This is a genomic window from Azoarcus sp. Soil_N_20 (genome assembly GCF_057656155.1).
The window spans coordinates 83,651-105,125 of sequence record NZ_JBDGKX010000003.1; the positions used below are offsets into that span (position 1 = coordinate 83,651).

The 21,475-nt window shown below is 66.5% G+C and carries 15 protein-coding genes; 10 read left to right on the forward strand and 5 right to left on the reverse strand.

All coding sequences use genetic code 11. The features are described from left to right. Positions 1 to 6: 6 nt before the first annotated feature. Together AC3A35_RS07830 and AC3A35_RS07835 are read right to left on the reverse strand one after the other, a co-directional pair. On the reverse strand, positions 7 to 1,980 hold the full coding sequence (locus AC3A35_RS07830) for an FAD-dependent oxidoreductase (RefSeq protein WP_487435479.1): 1,974 nt from the start codon (positions 1,978 to 1,980) through the stop codon (positions 7 to 9). A 400-nt stretch (positions 1,981 to 2,380) separates the two neighbouring features. After that, positions 2,381 to 3,709: a tetratricopeptide repeat protein gene (locus AC3A35_RS07835; RefSeq protein WP_487435480.1), complete on the reverse strand. Its 1,329-nt coding sequence runs from the start codon at positions 3,707 to 3,709 to the stop codon at positions 2,381 to 2,383. 168 nt (positions 3,710 to 3,877) lie between these two features. Here AC3A35_RS07835 and AC3A35_RS07840 point away from each other — a divergent pair, with 168 nt between their 5' ends. The 7 genes from AC3A35_RS07840 to AC3A35_RS07870 all read left to right on the forward strand — a co-directional run bounded on the left by AC3A35_RS07840 (position 3,878) and on the right by AC3A35_RS07870 (position 11,516). Then, on the forward strand, positions 3,878 to 4,831 hold the full coding sequence (locus AC3A35_RS07840) for an AraC family transcriptional regulator (RefSeq protein ID WP_487435481.1): 954 nt from the start codon (positions 3,878 to 3,880) through the stop codon (positions 4,829 to 4,831). Positions 4,832 to 4,995: 164 nt separating this feature from the next. Further along, the gene (locus tag AC3A35_RS07845; RefSeq protein WP_487435482.1) at positions 4,996 to 5,643 is read left to right on the forward strand and encodes a phasin family protein; all 648 of its coding nucleotides are present in this window, start codon (positions 4,996 to 4,998) and stop codon (positions 5,641 to 5,643) included. A gap of 93 nt (positions 5,644 to 5,736) precedes the next feature. After that, a complete protein-coding gene (locus AC3A35_RS07850) occupies positions 5,737 to 6,747 on the forward strand; it encodes an extracellular catalytic domain type 1 short-chain-length polyhydroxyalkanoate depolymerase (protein ID WP_487435483.1) in 1,011 nt (336 codons plus the stop codon). 120 nt (positions 6,748 to 6,867) lie between these two features. Beyond that, positions 6,868 to 7,254: a DUF2946 domain-containing protein gene (locus AC3A35_RS07855; RefSeq protein WP_487435484.1), complete on the forward strand. Its 387-nt coding sequence runs from the start codon at positions 6,868 to 6,870 to the stop codon at positions 7,252 to 7,254. Positions 7,255 to 7,583: 329 nt separating this feature from the next. Then, positions 7,584 to 9,716, forward strand: a complete 2,133-nt coding sequence (locus tag AC3A35_RS07860; RefSeq protein WP_487435485.1) for a TonB-dependent receptor — start codon at positions 7,584 to 7,586, stop codon at positions 9,714 to 9,716. Between the two features lie 67 nt (positions 9,717 to 9,783). Next, positions 9,784 to 10,992, forward strand: coding sequence for a sialidase family protein (locus tag AC3A35_RS07865; protein WP_487435486.1), 1,209 nt, complete (start codon positions 9,784 to 9,786; stop codon positions 10,990 to 10,992). Continuing rightward, entirely contained in the window at positions 10,989 to 11,516 is a 528-nt protein-coding gene (locus AC3A35_RS07870; protein WP_487435487.1) for a TlpA family protein disulfide reductase, read from the forward strand. The genes AC3A35_RS07865 and AC3A35_RS07870 overlap by 4 nt, the downstream gene beginning before the upstream one ends. Before the next feature lie 41 nt (positions 11,517 to 11,557). Here the strand turns inward: AC3A35_RS07870 and AC3A35_RS07875 are convergent, their stop codons facing one another. Further along, positions 11,558 to 13,579 carry a methyl-accepting chemotaxis protein gene (locus tag AC3A35_RS07875; RefSeq protein WP_487435488.1) on the reverse strand — a complete coding sequence of 674 codons (2,022 nt, stop codon included), beginning with the start codon at positions 13,577 to 13,579 and terminating at the stop codon, positions 11,558 to 11,560. Positions 13,580 to 13,848: 269 nt separating this feature from the next. Here AC3A35_RS07875 and AC3A35_RS07880 point away from each other — a divergent pair, with 269 nt between their 5' ends. Continuing rightward, positions 13,849 to 14,145 (forward strand): hypothetical protein, encoded by a 297-nt coding sequence (locus AC3A35_RS07880; protein WP_487435489.1) that lies wholly within the window; start codon positions 13,849 to 13,851, stop codon positions 14,143 to 14,145. A 204-nt stretch (positions 14,146 to 14,349) separates the two neighbouring features. Here AC3A35_RS07880 and AC3A35_RS07885 read toward each other — a convergent pair whose 3' ends face one another. Further along, complete coding sequence (locus AC3A35_RS07885; protein ID WP_487435490.1) at positions 14,350 to 16,704, reverse strand: TonB-dependent receptor; 2,355 nt, start codon at positions 16,702 to 16,704, stop codon at positions 14,350 to 14,352. Between the two features lie 198 nt (positions 16,705 to 16,902). On the opposite strand from AC3A35_RS07885, the gene AC3A35_RS07890 reads away from it, so the two are divergent. Further along, the gene (locus tag AC3A35_RS07890) at positions 16,903 to 18,333 is read left to right on the forward strand and encodes a HAMP domain-containing sensor histidine kinase (protein ID WP_487435491.1); all 1,431 of its coding nucleotides are present in this window, start codon (positions 16,903 to 16,905) and stop codon (positions 18,331 to 18,333) included. Positions 18,334 to 18,344: 11 nt separating this feature from the next. Beyond that, entirely contained in the window at positions 18,345 to 18,962 is a 618-nt protein-coding gene (locus AC3A35_RS07895; protein ID WP_487435492.1) for a response regulator, read from the forward strand. A gap of 88 nt (positions 18,963 to 19,050) precedes the next feature. Here AC3A35_RS07895 and AC3A35_RS07900 read toward each other — a convergent pair whose 3' ends face one another. Then, positions 19,051 to 21,327, reverse strand: a complete 2,277-nt coding sequence (locus AC3A35_RS07900) for a sensor domain-containing protein (RefSeq protein WP_487435493.1) — start codon at positions 21,325 to 21,327, stop codon at positions 19,051 to 19,053. Positions 21,328 to 21,475: the final 148 nt, after the last annotated feature.

The following is a 21,475-nucleotide window of genomic DNA, read 5'->3' on the forward strand; positions in this document are numbered from 1 at the left end:
TTCCGCTCAGAAGTAGTAGGACTTGAGGATGTGATAGCCGAGCAGGGCCGGCAGCAACCACAGGCTCAGGATGTGGGTCCAGGTCGCGCCGCGTTGCACGCTGCGCACCGTGCGCGGGGCGAGATCCTGCTGGCGGGCAAGCACCGAGGCGATGGCCACGCCCGACAGCAGGGCGACGACGGCGGACAAGGACAGCACGAAGTCGAGGCGCTCGCCGAAACGGCCACCGGTATGGGCAAACAGCACCAGCACCAGACCGGCGCCGAGCGCGGTATGCACCACGCGCCAGCCGTCGAAGTTCCACAGTGCCAGCCGGGCCCAGCGCTTGCGCAGCGACAGCACAGCGAGCAGCGCCATCAGGCCGATCGCGGTGTAGCCGCTGATCTGCTTGTAGAGGCCGTCGCGCCAGATCGCGTCCCAGCGCCAGGCCAGATCCGCTGTTTGCGGAAAAGGGATGGTGAATAGCGCGTAGAGCGCGGCGAGCAGGGCCGCCACCGCGGCCAGGCCGAACAGCACGCGCCATCCGTTCAGCGCGGGCAGACCGGTGCCACCGGCCAGTTCCGCCAGCAGCGGACGACAGGAGCCGCACACGGTGCCGGCACCGGTTGCGCCGCACAGGCCTTCCACCGACGCGCACCCTTCGCGCACTGCGGCGTCGAGACGCCCTTTGGTGACGCCGGTACAGTTGCACACGGTGGCATCGGCCGGCCACAGCCCGACCGCACCGGCATCTTCGCCCGACCACAGCTGCCCCGCGCGGGCAAAACGCCATTGCTGCCAGGGCCACAGGCGGCGGCCGGTGCGCACCGCTTCCTGGACGCGCGAACATTCGGGCCATCCGCCGATGCCGATCGCACCCGCGAGCCGCCCCCGACGCACCAGCAACTTGCGATAGACCGGCGCGCCCTTGTCGTCGCGGTCACGAAACAGGATCTCGCGCGCCGGGTCGGCCGGCCCGCTGCGTGCGCGCTCGCCGATGCTGAATACCTTGCACCCCATCACCTTGAGGTTGGTTGCCGAAATCGACCCGAGGTAGCGCGCCTGGCCGCCGGCGAGCACCGTCGCCGCCACCGCGGCCTGCTCCAGACCGGGGGCCACCAGCCCATGCACTTCGCCACGGTGTTCCGCGCACTCCCCCACGGCACTGATCGCCGGGTCCGAGCTCAGCATCCGGTCGTCCACCCGGATCCCGCGCCCCAGCGCCAGGCCACTCGCGCGCGCGAGCTCGACGTTGGGCAGGATCCCGGTGGAAATGACGACCGTGTCGCAATACAGCACCATGCCGTCGCGCAACTGGACGCCGCGCACCTGCCCCTCACCGAGGATGGCCCTGACCCCGGTGCCGACCCTGACCCGGATGCCCATGGCTTCGATCTGCGCGCGCAGGATGTCGGCTGCCGCCTCGTCGAGCTGCTTTGCCATCAGCTGGGTGGCGTGCTCGATCACCCACACTTCGGTGTGATAGCGCCGCATCGCCCGCGCGGCCTCCAGCCCGAGCAAGCCGCCACCGATGACCACGCACACCCGGCTGCGCACCGTACGCGCCTGCAGGCGCTGCGCATCGTCGAGGTTGCGGAAGGTGTACACCCCGTTCAGTCCGACGCCCTGAATCGAAGGGATGTGCGGACGCGAGCCGGTGGCGAGGATCAGCTTGCGATAGGCCTGGACACGACCGGTCGAATCGACGACCCGTTGCCGGGCACGATCGAGCACCTCCACCCGATAGCCGAATCGGCAGTCGACGCTGGGCGGCAGCGGGGAGGTCTCTTCGAGGCTGTCCCAGCTCGCGTCGCCGGCGAGCACGGAAGACAGCCTGACCCGGTTGTACGGCAGGCACGCTTCGTCGCCATACCAGACGATGCTCACCCCGGGCGCGGCCCGCACGAGTTCGTGCACAACCCGGCTCCCGACCGGGCCGCTACCGACCACGACGACAGGATCGTCCTCCCCGACATCGACGAAACCGGCACGCGCATCCATCCTTCGATCCTCTCCCTGGAATCGATCGAAGCGACAGGACAGATCGGACCGGTTCGGCCGCGCGGTCAGCGCCGCCGTCTCGAACGTCGAGTCTAAAAAAAACGGCGCATGCCTCCCACACAATGCACGCATTGCAGTGGGGGACAGACGCCGTTGTCTGCTACCGCTTCGATTCTCCAGACCCACATTGGTCCGGTTTAAGCGACTCAAAGCGAGCAGCGTGCCAGTTATTACAATTTACTGTTTTTTAATGGTTAATCAACAAATCACCGATCCAGCCCGAAGCCATGACGCACTGCACCAGTGCACGACCGAACAGCCTTCGCACTACCGCGGTGCCGGGCATCGGCTGATCCCGCCACCGGACAAGCCCCCCGGTGGCGGGATCAGCGTCGGCCGTTCAGGCCGCCGCACGCAGCGGCTCCGCGCGCGCGACGAGCTGCCGGGTCAGCGGGCTGTGCCCGCGTACGACCACACGCTCTGCGCACAGCGCCGAGGCCAGTGCCCGCTGCCCGGACCGCAGCGCGGACTCGATCAGGGTCAGGTCGAGCAGATCGCGCTGGGCGTGACTGCCGCCATAGCGGTGGGCGATTTCGCGCACCTGACGGATCAGGCGCACGGAGTCGTCGTACCGCGCCTCGCCGAAGGCCTTGAGCGCGAGCGTGACCGGATGGCCGACCTCGCGGGTGAAGGCCGCGTTATCGCCGCTACCCTGCATTGCCGCCTGCTGGGTCGCGAGCACCGCTTCGATGGCGTCGGTTCGGCGCGCGCCGACGAAGGCCAGCACCGCGTGCACATCGTTGAAGGCGTAGTTGCCCGCGGTGGCGAACGGCAGCCAGCCATCGGCCACCGTCTCCCAGCGCTGGCCGACGTCGATGCCGCGCAGGTGCAGGCGCCACAGCATCGCCGAGGCGTCGATCATGTCCAGGATCACGGTGGAGCGGTCGCCGTGGATGGGGCCGTCGAACAACGCCAGCACTTCGTCGATCTCGCCCAGCTCAAGGTGGTAGAGCGCCACATGCCACCAGTTGTGCACCTTGAAAAAGCTGTCGGTGGACCAGGCATCGGGGTTGGTGCGCATCCAGGCGATGCCGTCGCGCTGGCGGCACTGCATTTCCATCACGTGCGCCACCGCGTGCTGCGCCCAGCCGTCGCGGGGCTCGAGTTCGACCGCCGCCCTGCCCTGGGCCTCGGCACGGCCATAGTCGGCGGTCTCCTCGAGGCCGAAGGCATGCATCCCGAGCACCGCGTGGTAACCGGGCATGGTGCGCGACCATGCCGGCAGCGCGCGGGCGATGCGGTCGCGCAACATGCGCGAGTTGCCCACGTAGAAGTCGGTCACGTGCCCGGCCTGCAAGGCCAGGATGTCGCGTGGATCCTCGATGGAGACATCTTCGAGCACCCGCCCCGCGCGGTGGAAGCGGCCCTCGAGCAAATGACCGATGGCCTCGATGTGGCCACGCTCGCGGGCGTTCGCCGTCAGCCGTGTCGCCGCGGCGTGACAGTCGCGCGCCACCGCAATGGCTTCGGGCTCGGTGCCCAACAGGTGCAGGTAGGCCTTCAGCACCTGGGCCATGACGAAATCGGGGCGCTGGCCGATGGCGGCATCGACGCTCGCCACCGGGTCTTCGATGTAGCACTGGAACTGCCGCAGCGCACGCCGGTAATGGGCCAGACTGTCGGCGTCGGCGCCGGAAAGCGAAAGGCCCAGGTCGTCGTGTAGGGTCATCTTGTATCTCCTCTCGGGGTGGGGTGTTTGTGGTTTGTCGGCGTCAGGTCAGGCCGACCGGGCTCAAACCTGCGCGCAGTGCTAAGGTAATCCCATGGAAGTCATCCCGACATGCCCGTGGCGCCGGAAGATTTGACCGGGACGCCGGGCTTTTTCCGAGGGGGAGAGATGGACGCGCTTTCCGATGTGTTCTCCGCCGTACGCCTCTCGGGCGGGGTCTTTCTCGATGCCGAGTTCACCGCGCCCTGGAGCGTGGTGTCGCAGGTCGGACCGGAGGAGTTCCGCTCCCAGGGGGAGATGCCCGCCCACCTCATCGCCTATCACTATGTCGTCGCCGGTCGGCTGTTCGTACGCGTGGCCGATGCCCCGGCGCTCGAAGTGTGCGCAGGCGAGATCGTGCTGCTGCCACGCAACGACCAGCATGTACTGGCCAGTGCCCCGGCGCTCGAACCGGTCGTCATCGACGCCCTGGTGCAGGCGCCGACCGACAGCGCACCGGCCTCGCTACGCTACGGTGGCGGCGGCGAACCGACCCGCATCGTGTGCGGGTACCTGGGCTGCGACGCACCGCACAACCCACTCGTCGCCACCCTCCCCCAGATGTTGAAACTGGGTGTGCGCAAGGGCGCCGGTGGCGAGTGGATCGAGCAGTCGTTCCGCCACGCGGCAGAGGAATTCGCGGGCGGCGGCATCGGCTCGGCCGCAGTGCTCGGCAAACTGGCCGAACTGCTGTTCGTGGAGGTCGTGCGGCGCTATCTTGCGACCCTGCCCGAAGGCCAGACCGGGTGGCTCGCCGGACTTGGCGACCGCATGGTGGGCCGCGCGCTCGGGCTTCTGCACGCCCGTGCCGCGTATCCATGGACCACCGAGGAGCTGGCCCGCGAGGTGGGGCTGTCGCGCTCCGCCTTCGCCGAACGCTTCACCGGCCTGATCGGCGTGCCGCCGATGCAGTACCTGACCAACTGGCGGCTGCAACTGGCCGCAATCCGGCTGCGGGAGAGCGCCACCTCGACCGCGCAGGTCGCCTGCGAGGTCGGCTACGAATCGGACGCCGCCTTCAACCGGGCGTTCAAGCGCGCCTTCGGCACCACACCGGCGGCATGGCGCAGACGCGTTCAATAGCGCCTGCCGGAGCATCCGCCGGTGAGGATCCGGCGATCGATTCCCGGCCTCCGACGAGGAAAGCCTGCGGCTGGTGCACCGCGACTTATGACGATACAAATGCGGCCCTGTTTCCCGTCGATATTGCTTGACTCTCAGTTTGATGGGGCCACACTGAAGTGGTCGTGCTGCAACGCACCAACCCCCACCAGATGGCCCGCACGATCATCCACCGCGGATCACGCGCTCTGTCTGTCCACGCAGCAAATCCCACAAGGAAGAACACCATGACGATGACCAAGACCAAGCCCTCCATTGACCAGGCCGCCGCATTCAAGACCAGCACCGAGGCCTTCATGACCCTGTCGGAAGTCGCGTTCTCCGGTTTCGAGCGCCTCTCCGCGCTGAACCTGAACATGGCCCGCGCCACGTTCGAGGACGGCATCTCTGCCGCCCAGTCGTTAGCCCAGGTCAAGGACGTCAGCGAACTGAAAGAGCTGCCGAGCCCGTTCAGCGGACACATGACCGAGCGGGTCGTGGCCTACTTCCGCAACGTGCAGCAGATTGCCGCCGAACTGCAGGAAGAGATCGCCGATGTCATGACCAAGCAGATGTCGGGCGCGGCAGGCCCGAACCCGATGATCGACATCTTCACCAAGGTCACGCAACAGGCGACCGAGATGACGAAGGCCAGCTTCAAGACCGTCGCTGAAGCCACCGAGCTGGTCAGCCAGCAAGCAAGCGACATGACCAAGTCCAATCTCAAGACGGCCACCGAAGCCGGCGACAAGATGACTGCCGCGGCGACAGCACAGTCGAAGAAGTCTGCATAAGATCCGTCGAATTGCATTGACGGTGAAGCCCCGCGTGTCGGGGCTTTTTCAATATCGGGCCCGCTCACCCGGGCAGAATCCGGAACATCCCCAATGGCAAAGCGTACCCCGACCGCGGCGTGGGCAAGAATCCTGTCGCGCAGCATCTCGACGATTACGCGCAGTACCGTGCGTGCAGGCACCCGCGCGGTGGGCAAGGCGCTCAAGCCTGCCGTCGACAAACGCAAGCCTCCGCCGGGGGACGGCGACTGGATTCGCGGCGTGGTGGTCGGACCGGCCGGCGCGCGCAACTATCGCCTCTACCGTCCCCCCAACGTGAAATTCGGCGAGCGTCTGCCGCTGATGGTGATGCTGCACGGCTGCGGGCAGGACGCCAAGAGCTTTGCGATGAGCACGCGCATGAACCAGGTCGCCGCCCGCGAACGCTTCCTCGTGCTCTACCCCGAGCAGGACCGTCTCGCCAACCCGCAGGGCTGCTGGAACTGGTTCGACACCACCGCCGGTCGCGCCTACGGGGAGGCGGGCCTGATCATGAAGGCCATCGATCAGGTCTGCCTGCTCTACCCAGCCGACCACGCGCGCATTGCCGTGGCCGGGCTGTCGGCCGGCGCCAGCATGGCGGCGCTGCTCGTCACCCGCCATCCCGAGCGCTTCAGGGCGGTGGTGATGCACTCGGGCATCCCGCCCGGCACTGCACACTCCACGCTGTCGGCGATCGGCGCAATGCATGGCCATCGCACGTCGATCCCGCTGAAGACCACGCCCCACCTGATGGCCAGCGCATGGCCCCCGCTGCTGGTGATCCACGGCGGAATCGACCGCGTGGTTGCGACCAGCAACGGCCACGCCGCGGTACAGGTGTGGGCCGACGCCGCGGGCGCGCGCAGGTGCGAAGGTCGCAGCATGCAGCGCGGCAAGCGTCACCCGATGGTGGTGACCGACTTCAAGCGCGGGCCCAGGCTTGTCGCAACCCTGATCGAGGTCGGGCGACTGGGTCACGCATGGAGCGGCGGCGCGGCAAAGCTGCCGTTCAGCGACGCGGGCGGACCCGACGCGTCGCGCATGGTGTGGGCGTTCGCCGCCCGGCAGTTTCGGGCGCATTGACGCCGGTTTGCCACTGCCGGCAGGTTACGGATTAGCGATTGATGACGATCAAGGCATGCTGACCGCGGCCGTCTAGAATTCGTCCCGACTTCACCCCCCGGCCGTTCCGCAACCCAGCCCATGCCACTGTCCCGGCTCAACCGCTCCGTCACCTCGTGGATCGCGATCTTCGCGATCCTGATGGCTGCGCTCGCGCCGGCGATTTCGCAGGCCGCGTATCGCGCCTCGGGCGACCCGATGTGGCTGGAGATCTGCACAGCGTATGGCATCGAACGGGGCAGCCCGGATCCCGCTCCCGACCCGGTCGGAGACTCGGCGCAGCGCCTTGCCAAGCCTTGCGTCTATTGCAGCCTGGTCGCCTCCACCCTGCCGCCGCTGTCGCAACCTATGACGGTTCCGTCCGTGCGCAGCGGCACTGACGTCATCGGCGAATTCGTTGTCCTCGTTCCGCGGCCTCGCCTCGCCTGGGCCGCATCGCGCGCCCGCGCGCCTCCCGTGCGCACCTGACGCTGCAGGCGTTGGCGTTGCGCCGCCCCACCGCGGTGCCTTTGTTCCGAGTACCGGCTTGAACCCACCTCGACCCCTTACCGGTCGTGCCGCGTTGCGCCCCCGCGTCTGAACCGCAGGGCCGACATCGATGGCACCGACCGCGGGCGGCAGCGATGAATTGCGGCGCGTGGTGGCGGCCATCAGGATCCGGCTCGACATTGGCCTCTGCCTGCAGTGACGGTCCCTTGAAGCGTGTCCGGGCCCCAGCGCCCGGCAATCCCGAAGTCGCTGCGGAGACGGAACCGACCGGTGACCCGTCCGCCTTCGCACCAAGGAAAGGAACTTCGATGAAATACAAGCAGCTTGCCGTTCTTGTCGCCGCGATCGGCGCCGCGGCCGCCGCGGTCGCCGACGCCCCTGCCGTGCTCGGCGAAGTCAGCGTGACCGCCACCCGCGAAGCGCGTCCGCTCGGCGAAACACCGGGCACCGTGTCGACGGTCAAGGAAGACAGCATCGCCACCGCGCGTCCGGTGCACCCGAAGGACGTCCTCAACCAGATCCCGGGGGTGTGGATCAGCAACCTGTCGGGCGAAGGCCACTCCACCGCCATCCGCCAGCCGCTGACCACCGGCGCGGTCTATCTGTATCTGGAAGACGGCATTCCGACCCGCTCGACCGGCTTCTTCAACCACAACGCCCTGTACGAGATCAACGTGCCGCAGTCGGGCGGGCTGGAGGTTTCGAAGGGTCCGGGAAGCGCGCTGTACGGATCGGACGCGATCGGCGGCACGATCAACGTGCTCACCCGCACCCCGCCGCCGCAGGCCGAACTGGAACTGACCGGCGAAACCGGATCGCACGGCTGGGGCCGGGTCATGATCAGCGGCGGCAATGCGGGCAACGACGATGCGTGGCGCGCCAGCCTCAACCTCACCCGCAGCGACGGCTGGCAGGACGATGCCGGCTACGACCGGCAGACCGGTTCGCTGCGCTGGGACAAGGTCGTGGCCGACGACGCGATGCTGAAAACGGTGATGTCGTTCTCCACCGTGGACCAGGACCATGTCGGCAACCTGAGCGCGGGCGAGTATCACCATGCCCCGCGCACCAACAACATTCCGTTCTCGTTCCGCGAGGTCGACACCTTCCGCCTGTCGACCGCGTTCGAGCGCGAAACGGAGAACAGCCTGCTGTCGATTACCCCCTACTTCCGCGACAACCGGATGGAGATCATCCCGAGCTGGACGGTCAGCTACGACCCCAACCAGTACGTGACAGAGAACCGGTCCTTTGGCTTTCTGAGCAAGTACCGGCGCGATTTCGAGCCGCTGCGCGCACGCCTGATCGTGGGCCTGGACGTCGACTACAGCCCGGGCTCGCGCGACGAGGAGTCGATCGCACTGATCCGCAGTGCCAACGCGCTCGGCGGCACGACCTACCGCCTCGACGAAGTCGCCGCGCCGGTGCAGATCTACGATTACGACGTCACTTTCCGCAGCCTCTCGCCCTATGTCCATGGCGAAATCTCGCCCACCGAGCGGCTGCGGATCACCGCCGGGCTGCGCTACGACGACATGCAGTACGACTACGACAACAACTTCAACGGCGGCGCCGCGGCCCCCACCCAGGGCGTCGCGGGGGCCTTCCCCGGCAACGGCTGGTACGGCCATGCTGCCAGCACCAAGGTCAATTACCATCGGCTGAGTCCCAAGCTTGGTGCCACCTACGCCTTCAGCGAGCAGCTCAACGGCTTCCTCGCCTACAGCAATGCCTTCCGCGCGCCGTCAGAGGGTCAGGTGTTTCGCGGCAGCCGCGAATCGACCGCGGCGCGGGCTCAGGCCCAGGCCGAATCCCTGCTGAGCCTCAAGCCGGTGATCGTGGACAACATCGAACTCGGCCTGCGCGGCCGAAGCGCGCGCGCAAACTACGAGGTGTCGCTCTATCACATGACCAAGAAGGACGACATCGTCAGCTACCAGGATCCGGTGACCAACCAGCGAACCGCAGTCAACGCCGGCAAGACCCTGCATCGCGGCCTCGAGGTCGGTGCGGGGATGGCGCTCGCCCGCGACTGGCGGGTGGACACCAGCCTGTCGTACGCCATCCACAGCTATGAAAAATGGGTGGTGTCGGGGACCGCGGACTTCAGCGGCAAGGAGATCGAATCCGCACCGAGGGTGCTGGCCAACACCCGCCTCGGCTATGCGCCGGCGATCCTGAACGGCGGCCGCGTGCAGCTCGAATGGTTCCGTCTTGGCAGCTTCTGGCGCGATGCGGACAACACCAGCAAGCACGGCGGCCACGACCTGTTCAACCTGCGCGCGAGCTACCCATTTGGCAAGGGACTGGCGCTGTATGGCAGCGTCACCAACCTGCTCGACCGGCGCCATGCGGAGACCTCGGCGCTGTCGAGCGGCGCGCCCACCTATACCGCGGGTCTGCCGCGTACCGTGTATGCCGGCGTGCAGGCGAAATGGTAGGCGCGGTGCCACACTTTTGCCGGCCGGACGGCGCGGCTCGCCGGATTGGGCCTCTTGGGGGATGAAGATGATCAAGAACTGTCTTGTACGCGGACGCGTCGCCCTGCTCGGCGCCATGCTGACGCTCGCTATCGCGACCCACGTCGCCGCGCATGGCATCCACGCGGCGCCGGACCAGGCCGGTGCGCCGAAGGCTACCCGCCTCGAACTCGGCGCGAGTGCGGCAATTGGGCCCGACGGTTCGTGGTACGCGGTGGCGCTGCGGGACGCGCGCATCGTGCTCTACCGCAGCATCGACGGTGGCCGGCAATGGGGCGACGTGGCGGTGGTCAATCGCGAACCGGAGGCCATTGCGGCAGACGGCGAGAACCGCCCGCGGCTCGCCTTCGCCGCCGACGGCGCGGTACTGGTGTCGTGGGCCCGCCGTTTCAAGGAACGCTTCACCGGTGACGTCCGCTTCGCCCGCGCCGCCGACGGCGTGCACTTCGACGAGCCGGTCACTGTGCATCGCGACCGCAGCGTCACCGCGCACAGCTTCAACGCGATGCGGGTGCTGGGCGACGGCAGACTGGTGCTGGCGTGGATCGACGGCCGCGAGAGCCTGGCAGCAAAGCAGGCGGGCACCGACTATCGCGGCTCGGCAATCTATGCCGCCCTGTCCGATGATGGCGGGCGCAGTTTCCGGCCCGAGGTCAAGGTGGCCGACCACTCGTGCCAGTGCTGCCGGCTTGCCATCGCCGAGGATGCAGACGGTCGGCCGCTGCTGCTGTGGCGTCATGTGTTCGAACCCAATGAGCGCGACCATGCCGTGGCCACACTGGACGCCGACGGGCGCCCGCTGTCGGTGATGCGTGCCACCTTCGATCGCTGGCAGATCGACGCCTGCCCGCACCACGGCCCCGCGCTCGCGATCGGCGCCGACGGCACCCGCCATGCCGTATGGTTCAACCAGCGCGACGGTGATGGACGCGTGTTCTACGGCCGGCTCGCCGGCAACACGGTCGAGGCGCAGCGCACGGTAGGCGGCAGCCGTGCGGCGCATGCCGACATCGCGGTCGGCGGGGCGCAGGTCGCGATCGTGTGGAAGGAGTTCGACGGCGAACGAACCCGACTGTTCGCCGAGGTCTCTGCCGACGGCGGGCAGACCTTCGACACCCATCCACTGGCCGCCACCGAGGGCGCTTCCGACCAACCGCAGCTGGTTCGCCGCGGCGCCGCGCTGTTCGTGTTCTGGCACACCGAAAACGAAGGCATGAAGGGGTACGCACTACCATGAACGCACTGAAACTCGTCGCCGCCGCACTGCTGTCCGGGGCCATCACGCTCGCCGCGGCCGGAGCGGCCGCCGCACCGGCCGGCGATGCCGGCACGCCGGACTTCGTCAGCCTCGATCGCGCCGCAGCCAGACAGCTGGTGGACCCCGCCGCCCACACGGTGCCGACCATCCTCGCGCTGTGGTCGATCGACTGCATCCACTGCAAGAAGAATCTCGCCCTCTTTGCCAGCCTGGTGAAAGTGCATCCCGGCGTGCGCCTGATCACGCTCGCGGCGGAACCGGCCGACGCCGGGCATGGCGCGCCGCTGGATCGTCTCGGCGTACCCGGCGCCCGCTTTGCCTACGGACCCGAGGCCCCCGAGCGCCTGGCCCACGCGATCGACCCGGACTGGCGCGGCGAGCTGCCGCGCACGCTGTTCTTCGACGGCCGCGGCACCGTGGTGGCGTTTTCCGGGGTCGTCAGCGCGGAGAATGCGCGCGCGGCGCTGGGTGTGGACACGCGGCCCGCGGGGTCACGCCGCTGACGGCGCGTAGCCGGAAGGCCGGGCGCGGGACCGCCCGGCGCTCACACCCGGAAGCGCGCAATCAGGCTGCGCAGCTCGTCCGACAGTCGCTGCAGTTGTTCCGCCTCGCCCGCGGCGCGGGCCACCGCGGCGTCGTTGTGTCCCGCCATGTCGGCGATGCGGGAAACGAAGTCGCGGATCTGGCGCACCGAATCGGCCTGGGTGCGCATCGCGGCGGTAATCAGATCGACCCCTTCGGACGACCTTGCCACCGAATCGCTGGCTGACGAGAGTTGGGTCGACACGTGCTCCAGGAAGCCCTCGCTGGCCGATAGCGACTCCTGCCCGCGCTGGATCGCACCGGTGACTCCCTCGGAGCGGGAATTGATCGCCTGAGTCAGGCGATCGATCTCGCTCGCCGAGCTGGCCGACTTTTCCGCCAGCTTGCGCACCTCGTCGGCGACTACCGCAAAGCCCCGCCCCTGCTCGCCGGCACGCGCCGCCTCGATGGCGGCATTGAGCGCGAGCAGATTGGTCTGCTCGGCAATTGCACGCACCTGGCCGGTCATACCGCGGATCTCGAGCGTGGTGCCGACGAAATCCGACACCGTGCTGGTGATCTGCCCCACCGCCTCACGCACGATGCGGATCTCGTCGAGCAGGCGGGTCAACCCTTTGCAACCTTCGTCGGTCTTCATCCGGCCCTCGCGGGCGATCTGATCGACCTCGTCGGCATTGGCCGCCACCTGGCCGATGCTCTCCGACATCGCATTGGCCGACGCGGCGGTGTCCTGGGTCAACCGGTTCTGCTCGGCAGAACCGCCGGCAACCTGCCGGGTCGCCTCGTTCATCGCGCGGGCCGCATCGCCCAGCGAGTCGGAACTCGTCCTGAGGGTGTTGATCACTTCGCCGAACGAAGCCGCCATGCGGTTGAAGCTGTCGGCGACGTCGGCAAATTCGTCGCGCGAGCCGATGTTGATGCGATAGCCGAGCTCACCGTCGGCCAGCCGTCGGCCGCCCTCCAGCAAGCGCGCGGTGCCCTGCTGCAGACTCAGGTAGGAGCCCATCGACAGGTAACCGGCAAGCACCAGTCCGAGTGTCACCAGCGCCAGATACGACGTGCGCTGGCCGGACAGCCGACCGGCGCGCTCATCCAGCCTTGCCCTCAGGGCCGCAATCACCTCCTTCTCGAGCGCACCGGCCGCAAGTCGGGGGGCGTCGGTACTTTGCAGGACTTCGGCGACCGGCACATCGATATTCGAGGTATTGACCAGACGCCCATCGAGCAGGCGACGGGCCTGGTCGATGCCGGTCTGGATGTCGGCCAGCCCCTTGTCCAGGGCAGGCTTGAATGCGGGTGCCGCCTTGCCGATCTTCTCGGTGTTCTCGCGGATACGGGTCAGCTGGGCGAGCGCGTCGGCGGTCAGGCGCTCCAGACGCCCGATATCGGCGCCATCGATCATCTGAATGCTGGCAATGGCCGCGGCCTTGAGCCGGATCTGCACGATCGCCTCGAACAGCTGCGGCAGGCGGTTGACCAGCGTGTCGTACAGGTAGTTGGTCGCGACCTCTGGATCCAGCGGCAAGCCGGCGTGGTCGGCGGTGAGCCGCGCCTGGGCCGCGAGCTTGTCGCCGAAGCGCTGATGCAGCTCGCGGATCTCCGGGGTCGAGGAGGCGCCGATGACCGAAGTGAACACCTCCCACTCCTTGTCCAGCGCCGCCCACGATTCGCCCAGCGCCTCGCCGCCCTGCTCCAGCGCAGCCTGGTGCGCCGCGCCCAGTGCCGTGCCGATCGATTTACGCAGCTTTGCCGCCTCCTGTTCCGCGCCAGACTCGCCGAGCGAATACAGCGACGCGGCAAGCAGATGCTGATCGACCAACTGGCTGATCGCGCGCAAGGCCACGACATGGGCCACCCCGCGCTGCTCGGCTTCGGTGGCATGAAGCCGCTCGCCGACCGCACCGAGAAACTGGAACAGCAAACCGGCGATCAGCACTCCGCCGGCGGCCCCGATCAGGATGAAGCGCGGGGCAAAGCGCAGGCTGTTCATGATCCGGACCGCCGGAGCAAAAAGAAACTGCATTGGGTCATCTCCTCGATGTTTCTTGTCGGCCGCAGCCTGCCGGCGGTTGTAGTGGCGCGATTCTAGGGAATAAGGGCGCTGCACCGACATGTGGATATCCGCAACGACGCGGTCGGGCATGCACGCGGAATCGTGCCCCCATGCCCTCGTTTACGACCCTCGCCCCTCGAACTTGAACGGCGCATCGGCAATGGCGCACCGGAACGGCACTCACGGTGCAATTCCATGTCGAAAAGGTATAGTTGTCGTAACCGACAGGGAGGCCGGACATGACCCCGCAATCCATCGAAACCTTGCTGGCCGACATCGGAGCGGAAGATCCGCTCGATTTCGGCGCGCTGAGCCTCGACGAAGACGATGCGCGGCGCCTGATGGCGAACCACTTCTGCGAACTCGACCAGCGCCTTGCGGAACACGGGCTCGATACCGAAGCCCGGCTCGAGGTCATGGCCGCGATCGCCGCCCACACCATGACCGAGAACCTCGTACTTCACGTCCACCGGCTGCGCGCCGCCGGCAGCGAGGAGCCTTTTCACGCCTGGATGCGGCGCCACGGAATGTCGTGAGCGGATCGCTTCAGTGCGCTGTTGGGCCTATAGGCTCCAGCGGCGTTCGGGCATGACGACGTAGTTCTTTCGTAAACGCTGTGCTCTTCATGAACCGTCGGCGCGTCTGGAACTGAGTGAACCGATCGGCGAACGGCCAGGGAAGGAAAACGCCCTCCGAAGAGGGCGCTGGACAGGAAACCAGGGCGTGTTTCCAGAGCGCGTCTAGCGTCCGGCCGGCTGGTCGAATGCGTAGCGCACGCCGATCCACGCCGCACGGGGAGCCCCCGGCGCCACCAGCGCGGAGAACTCGTCATCTCCGCCCATGAAGGTCCCGTCGGCCTCGAAGAAGGTCTCACCCAGCATGCCGCCGGTGTGGTATTCCCTGTCGAACACGTTGTTCACCTTGGCGAACAGCTGCCAGCCGGTGTTGCCGAAGTTATAGCGGGTATCCAGGTTCACGACGGTATAGCCGCTCACCTTGCCGCCGGCGCCTTGATGATCGTTGTTCTCGTTGCCGTGGGAATACTGGTTGGAGAAGGCCACGATGTTGGCACCGATGGTCCACTGCGGCAGCGCCTGCCATTCGCCGCGCAATTTCAACTGATGACGCGGGATGCCGGGGAGGGTGTCGCCCTTGCTGACGAAAATCGTATCCTCTTCGCCATCGGAATCGGTATCCACCGCACTGGAATTGACTTCATTGGCGATCGAGAAATTGGACTGGTAGGTGGCCTTGATATAGCTGTAGCCGGCGGACCAGCGGAACCTGCCCATCTCGCCATTCACGCCAAGATCCACCCCTTGACGGCGCGTCTTGCCGACGTTGGAGAAGTAACCCGCACCGCTGGAATTGGCGGCGATGAACTGGATGTCGTCGGTGTTCTGGGTGCGGTACAGGCTGGCGCTATAACCGATCCCGTTCGTGACCTTGCCGCGCACGCCGCCTTCGAAGGTCTTGGACACCACCATGTCGAGCGGCGGGTCGCCGGCCATGGCGTTGGGCAGCTTGCACGGCTGGTCCGGATTGGCGCAGCCCAGTTCGATGGCGGTCGGCGCGCGGCTGCCTTCGTTATAGCTGGCGTAGAACGACAGGCTCTTGCTCGGCGTGATCGCCAGACCGATCGCCGGATTGAAGCGCTTGAAACTGTGGTCGCCGGTCAGCGATTCGGGATTGCTGGCATCCGGGATCAGCTGGTCGCGGTTCTTCACCCGGGTGTGGTTGTAGCGGCCGGACAAGGTCAGGTGATAGACGTCGTTGAACGAAAAGGTATCGGTCGCGAACAGGCTCCAGGTCCGGTTGACTCCGCGCAGGTCCACTTCGCCCTCGTCGCCGAACACGCCGATGCCGTCGACACCGCGGCCGCCATTGATGGTGCCGAACTCGGTAGCCTGTTCGAAGTCGGTCCGACTGCGGTCATAGCCCAGTCCGGCGATGAACAGGTTCTGGTGGCCCAGCAAGTCCTGGCTGAAATTGATCTGCCCCGTGACCCCATAGCCGACGCGCCTGGATTTGCTGCGATTGAGCGCACCGCTACAGGAGATTTCGGCATCGTCCTCGTCGGCCCCGGCCACGCAATCGGTCAGATCGAAACCGCCATCGTCCGGATCGATGTCGTCGTTGGCATCGCCGTTCAGGGTGCGCGTGCGCGCGTTGCGGTAGTAGGCATTGCCACTGAGCATGGTGGCGTCATTGAGCCAGTGGCTGCCGTTGAAATTGAAGAACGCGAGCTTGTTCTCGGTCTGATCCGGCTTGGTGTTGATCGAATCCCATCCCTGGGCGCGCAGGAATTCCTTCTGTACCAGACCGTTGCCGATGAGGTCGTTATCGGCCAGCGACATGGTCAGACTGAGATCGGTGGTTTCGTTCTGCCAGCCCAGCTGGCCGAACATCTGGCGCACTTCGGAGGGCGACGCATCACGCCAGCCATCCTCGTCGAAATAATTGCCGGCGATGAAGTAGTCCACGCCGTTGGCCGCCACGCCGCCATATTCGGCTTGGGCGTTGTAACGGTCCCAGGAGCCGCCGGAAAGTTCCACGGCACCGCCCCGGTGGGTGTAGCCGCGCTTGGTCTGCATCGAAATGGCGCCGCCCAGGGTATTGAGGCCGAACAGCGGATTGGAGCCCGGCATCAGCGTCATGTTGGCAAGGGCGTTCACCGGGATCAGGTCCCAGCTCACCACGTCGCCAAACGGCTCGTTGATCCGCACGCCGTCCTGGTACACGGACAGGCCCTGGGGGGTCCCGAGCAGCGGCGAGGCCGTGAAGCCGCGGAAATTCACGTTGGGCTGGAACGGATTGTTCTGGGTTTCGTTGACGTTCACCCCGGCCATGTTCTGCGCCATGTAATCCGCGATGGTGAGGCTGCGCTGGTCTTCCAGGGCCTTGCCCTTGACCGTCTGCACATTGGCCGGCACTTTTTCGACCGGCAGACCGATACCGGGCAGGGGCGTGGTACCGATGACCTCCACCGGCGCAAGTTCGACGGTCTCGGCGGCGAGAACCGCGGCGGCCGGTCCGAGTGAGGCGACGAAGAGGGCCAGCGCTTTGCGGATTGGTGCCCGGCTATCATGCAGCATGATGCTCCTTGTAGTTTTCTGGTATGGATCAGTTGATCGTTCTGGCGGTCTTCGACGCAGCTGCAACTCGCGTGTGCCGAAATCCCGCCGGATACATGGCACGGAGCAGGGTACGTATGCCTCGCGTCGTCTTCCATAGGAAAAATTCCCGACTTTGATCCGGTGCGCGAACCCCCCGGCTGATGTGATACTGCCCACATGGAACTGACCTACGTACTATTGCGCCGCGCGGCGGCGATTTCGCTCGCCTGTCTGCTCTGCGTCCTGCTCCTCGCGGTGTGGCGGGCTCAATCCGATGTCCGCCGCGAAGGGCAGGGTGCCGGGCAGCTCGCACTCCTGAGCAGCCAGCTCGCCGCCTTGCAGAACGCGCCGGACAATGCGCTCGCGGAGCGGATCGAGGCTTTGCGCGAAGCGGGCCGCTTGGGCCGCTTGCGTCATCTCCAGTTCCGGCTCGAGGATGATAGAAGCGGAGAAGTGCTGGCACAATCCGTGGCGGAGGAACTTTCCCCGCCGGCAATGCGACCCTTTCTGTGGCTGCTGGGCCTGTTTGCGCGCCCGCACGCGGCGGAGGAATCGGCCTGGCTGCTGGAGCGTGCCGATGGCCGCACGTTTCGCGTGACCTTGACCACGCATCCGTTCAGCGAGCAACGAGAGGCGTTCGACGAAATCCTCGGCGTCACCGGGGTCCTGCTGCTCTATAGCCTCAGCCTGCTGGCGGCCCTGTACTGGGCGGTGCGGCACGCCTTTGCGCCACTGCGCCAGATCCTCGACACCATTGCCGCCTTCGAGCGCCAGGACTATGGGGCACGCCTGCCCGCCCTGCGCATCCGCGAACTCGATGTGATCGCCCGTGCCCTCAACCACTTGGCGGCAGCGCTGGGGCAGACCCAGGAGGAGCGACGCCTGCTCAGCCTCAAGGTGCTGACCCTGCAGGAAGACGAGCGCGCCCACATCGCCCGCGAATTGCACGACGAATTCGGCCAATCGCTCACCGCGATGCGCGCGGATGCGACCTATCTGCTGCGGCGGACCGAGCAGCAGCCGGAGCTGCACACCGTGGCGGCAGAGTTGGAGCAGCAATGCGCCCGGGTCCAGCAGGACATACGCAATCTGCTTGGCTGGCTTGGCAAGCCGTGCGACGAAAGAAGCCGCGGATCGGTTCCGATCTGCGACCTGATCGAAACCCTGGTCCAGAGCTGGCGCCAGCGCCCGGGACAAACCATCCACTACCAGCTGGCCGTGGACCTTGACGGCAACGATATCCCCCAAGGTCTGGCGTTGAACCTGTACCGCATGACGCAGGAGGCGCTCACCAACGTCGCCCGCCACGCCGGCGCGAAAACGGTGGCAGTCGCCCTCACCGCTCGCCTCGGGGAGGGCGTGCAGTGGTCGGTGTGCGACGACGGCACCGGCATTGCCTCCTACTCCGAGGCCTTGCAGCAGGGCAATGGCCTGGCCGGCATCCGTGAGCGGGTCTGGGCCCACGGAGGCGAACTGGAAATGCTCGATCGAGGCCCGGCGGGAGGGCCGCGGGGGCTATGCCTTCAGGCACGCTTTCCGTGGCCGGAAGCGGCACGCGAGCGAGCCGACCGCGCATCGGCAATGACGTACGCGAGGACAGTCGAATGACCAGCTTGCGCGTGGCAATTGCCGACGATCACGCCGTGGTGCGCACCGGATACCGGCGGCTGCTGGAACTGGAGCCGAATGTCAGCGTCGTAGCCGAATTCGCCGACTGCGAAACGACATACACCTGGCTGAGCGCCAATCATGCCGACATTCTCATTCTCGACCTTTCCATGCCCGGGCGCGGCGGTCTCGAAACCCTGCGGCGGCTCAAAGCCCGAGTGCCGACACTGAAGGTTCTCGTCTTCAGCATGCATGGCGCGCCGGCGACGGTCAGTCAAGCCATGCAGGCGGGTGCCGACGGCTATCTGACCAAGAGCAGTGCCCCGGATGCGCTGATCGCAGCAGTGCTCGACCTTGGCGCAGGCGGGCAGCCGTTGTCGGAGGAAGCCAAGCGCGCCTTGGGCGAAGCCGGAAACGACAGCCAGGCGCCCCATCAGGTGCTGTCGCCGCGGGAATTCCACGTGTTCACGATGCTCGCGCAGGGACTGGCGGTCGACGAGATTGCCGCGCGGCTTTGCGTCAGCGCCAAGACCGTCGCCAACTACCAGACCGCGATCCGGCAGAAGACCGGACTGAACAACGCGCTGGAGATGTTTCGCTACGCATGGACCAACGCACTGATCGAGTGACCCGGAAGGCCGCTGCCTTCGGCCCACTACTCAGTGCTCCAGCGTGCGATGACCGGATGTCGCCCCCGTACCCACCATCGGCGCGGACTCAATGCCCGAACGGCGCGTTGGGCTGGGTGAAGAACCGGTACCGCCCCCGCCCTGCACTCTTGGCGTCGTACAGCGCCTGGTCGGCTTGCTCGATGAGCTGCGCTGGACACTCTCCGTCGTCGGGGAACACGGTGATACCGACGCTGCCGCCGATGTGTACCGTGCCCCCGCAGGAAAGTTTGAAGGGGATATTCAGCTGGTCGATGAGATCCACTGCGACGGCGGCGGCGGCATGGGGGTCGGGGATCTCTTCGAGGACGACCACGAATTCGTCGCCGCCGAAGCGGGCCAGGGTGTCGATGTCGCGCAGGCGCGCCTTCAGGCGCTCGGCCACGGTTTGCAGCAGCTCGTCGCCGGCCTTGTGCCCGAGGGTGTCGTTGACCGGCTTGAAGCGATCGAGGTCGATGAACAGGACTGCGCCGACCCCGCCGTAGCGCTTGAAGCGCTCGATGGCGTGTTCCAGGCGGGACATGAGCAGCAGGCGGTTGGGAAGATTGGTCAGCGCATCGTGGTGCGCCATCCTTTCCAGCTCGCTCTGCGGGTGGTGCATCCGGCTGAGGTCGACGGCGATGCCGACATAGTTGGTCACCTTGCCGGTGTCGTCATGAACGGCACTGATGCTGATCCATTCGAGGTAGATGTCGCCGCTCCTGCGACGGTTCCAGATCTCGCCCTGCCAGTTGCCGGTTTCGCGAATCGATCGCCACATCTGCTGGTAGAACGACCGGTCCTGCCGCCCGGACTGCACGAAGCGCATGTTCCAGCCGCGCATTTCCTCCAGGGGGTATTCCGTGCTGCGCACGAAAGCCGGATTCGCATCCACCACGCAGCCCTTCGCGTCGGTGATGACGATGCCTTCCTGGACGCCGTTGAACACCATCGCCTGCAGCCTGAGGTGATCCTCGGCGTGCTTGCGCTCGGTGATGTCCCGCGTTGTTCCGCGGTAGCCCTTGAACTCGCCGGTGCGCGAGAACACCGGATCGCCGCTGATCAGGAACCAGCGCGGCTCACCGCTGATGTTGAAGATGCCCAGCTCGAAGTTGCGAAAAGGCAGGTGGGCTTCCAGCGTGGCGCGGTGTTGCGCCCAGCCCTCGGCCGAGATGCCGAAGGACGGAATCTCCCAGCGCTTCTTGCCGAGGTAGTGCTCGAAATCGAGACCGGAGCGCTCCATGATGGTTCGGGAAATGGCCTTGAAGCGGAACTGTTCGTCCAGTTCCCAGAAGTAGTCCGAGGCGATTTCGGTCAGACTGCGGAACACTTCGCGCTCTTCGGCCAGCGCCAGCTCGGCCTCCTTGCGGCGCTGGATGTTCTCGATGACGGCGATGAAATAGTCCGGCTCATCCCCCTCGTCGCGCACCAGCGATACGGTCAGGCTGATCCACACGAACCGCCCCTCGCGATGGACGAAGCGCGTCTCGGTGGTGTAGGTCAGCAGTTCCCCGGACAGCACTTTTTCCGGCAAGGCAAGCGTGATGCGGGGGACGGCGTTGAGATCGTCGGGGCAGGTGATGTCCTGAATGGTGAGCTGCGACAGCGCAGCACGCGAATAGCCGAGGATGTCGCACAGCTTCTGATTGACCCGCAACCAGCGTCCGTCCGGAGCGACGTGGGCGATGCCGACCGCGGCCTGTTCGAAGGTGGCACGAAAGCTCACTTCGAGGCGTTGCAGCCGGGTGTCGGTGTCCTTGTGCAGGCGGGCCAGCTCCTCGTTGGCGAGCTTCAACGCTGCGCTGGTCGCGGCGACCTCGCGGGAGCGCTCGAAGATCTCCGTTTCCATCCGCTCCGTTCGCTCGCGCAGCGCCGCGTTGAGCCGGTGCTCCTCCTGCCCCTGCCGCCTGGCGTGCACGAGTTCGGTCACGTCCTCGACCCGGTGGATGATGTAGATCACCTTGCCGTCCGGCCCCAGTACCGGGGTGTTGAGCGGACTCCAGTAACGTTCCTCGAAGCGGCCGCCTTTGCCCCCGGCCTCGCCCTCTGCAACCCTGATGTCGTACTTCTGCACCGGCATCGCGTCCGGCACTGCCGTGCGCAGCACCCGGCCGAGGGATGCGCGCAGGTTGTGCACGCCATCTGCCGCCGGGTCGTCCGGATTGTCCGGAAAGACGTCGAAGATGTCCCGGCCGAGAATGTCCTCGCGCCGGGTCATCGTGGCCCGGGCGTACGCCGCGCTGACCGCGATGATGACCAAGTCGGGATCGAGCACGAGATAGCGGTCCGGGGCACCTTCGAACAGCGCGCGAAAGTCCGGTATTACTGGAGCGCCAGGCTCGCCCATCGGATTCACCTTCTCGCAAAGACCCCACTCGTATTGTTCATTCTAGTACTTAAGACATAGATACAAGGAGAGCGTGCGTTGCGGTCACGTGGCAGTTGGCGAGCGCCCGGGGCGCGTCGTACCGCGGTGGTCGCCGGTGCAGCGGGGC